3 protein-coding genes are annotated in these 1,430 nt (G+C 39.2%); all 3 read left to right on the top strand.

Features of this window, described 5'->3' with window-relative positions; all coding sequences use genetic code 11:
* Window positions 1-741, top strand: a 741-nt coding sequence (locus C6H22_RS08340; protein ID WP_199769834.1) for a S26 family signal peptidase, incomplete at its 5' end; no start/stop codon positions are given.
* A complete protein-coding gene (rpiB, locus tag C6H22_RS08335) occupies window positions 741-1,166 on the top strand; it encodes a ribose 5-phosphate isomerase B (RefSeq protein ID WP_104694806.1) in 426 nt (141 codons plus the stop codon). The genes C6H22_RS08340 and rpiB, both read left to right, overlap by 1 nt.
* Window positions 1,167-1,185: 19 nt before the next feature.
* The coding region (locus tag C6H22_RS08330; protein WP_104694805.1) for a hypothetical protein at window positions 1,186-1,430 on the top strand (245 nt) is incomplete at its 3' end.

The raw sequence follows: 1,430 nt of genomic DNA, 5'->3' as shown, positions 1-1,430 counted from the left end.
CCAAACAATGGAGATGCTGGAATCAAAGAATTTAAAGAGCAATTAGGTGAGAAATTGGAAACACGAGAATTTTTAGGAAGAACATTTATAAAAGATCCATTTATATTACAGCACGCAGGAATTTATTATGCACCAAGGTGGTGGCATATATCTGAAGCCCAAAATTCTAGGATCACGCCGCTATATAAACGCGCATATTTTCGTGATGAAAAAGGATTGTATACCAAAGTTTGTAAAGATGGTGGGAGTATCTCTGATGCAGATAGACGCATAGATTGCGATATTTTTGAGAAACAATATACCACCTTTGCACAAGACGAATTTGTGTATGTATCAAACCTTGGGTTTATGGATATGGCTATGCGTGATGGTATAGCGATGGATAAATTGCGTGATAGGCAAGGTGAAGTATTTTTTTATACTAAAGTGCCACAAGATTCATTTTTTATGGCAGGAGATAATCGCAACAATAGTTTTGATTCTCGATTTTGGGGTAGTGTGTCATACAACAATATCATAGGGCAGCCGTGGTTTATTTATTTTAGTTTCACAAAAGCTAATAGTGAGGAAGTAGGTGCAGATATACATACATCAGAGCGTTATATCACGCGTTGGGAGCGTTTGTTTAGAGGAATAAATGGTCTTGAGGAGTTAGCCAAGCAATATAGAGATAAGCAAGTCTCATCACAGCAAGCACTAGAAGAAACCAAAGAGCATATTTTAGAAACAGGGGTGTTATAATGCAGGTTTTTATCGCATCAGATCACGCAGGATTTAGATTAAAGGAATTTGTCAAAGAGGTGCTTTGTGCCAAAAGTTTGGAAGTTTGCGACTTGGGTCCAGATTCGAATTTGCGTGTGGATTATCCAGATTTTGCCAAAAAGCTTTGTGAGAGCGTTAGTGCTAATACAGAATCTAAAGGTGTGCTTATTTGTGGCAGTGGCATAGGTATGAGTATAGCAGCAAATCGCTTTAGCGGTATACGCGCAGCACTTTGTACCGATCCATATTTGGCAAAAATGGCACGCGCACATAATGATGCTAATGTATTATGCATGGGTGAGCGTGTGATAGGGCAGGGTGAGGCAGAAGAAATCGTGTTGCAGTTTTTTAGCACAGAGTTTGAAGGTGGCAGACATCTTGAGAGGGTGCGTAAGCTCGGGTAGATAGATTGGAGAGAAAGTTATGAATCTTTTTGCACAATGGATTTTTCTCACAGGATTTATACTTTTTGTGCTGTATATGATAGTGCGGACATTTTTTTATAAGAGTGTCGCCCGCAAAGAGGAGAAGAATGCCGCCTCTATGAAACTTACATTAAATGAGGCAGAAATTTTAGTGCGCAAACATCAGCTACAACTACAGCGTGCGCTTGGCAACATTGATAATATGCAACAAGAGATGAATGCGCTCAAAAATGAAGTAAAAGT

Source organism: Helicobacter equorum (genome assembly GCF_900198655.1).
GTDB classification, from domain to species: Bacteria; Campylobacterota; Campylobacteria; order Campylobacterales; family Helicobacteraceae; genus Helicobacter_F; species Helicobacter_F equorum.
Note: the sequence above shows the minus strand (reverse complement) of the source record. Positions and strands in the feature narration are given on the sequence as shown.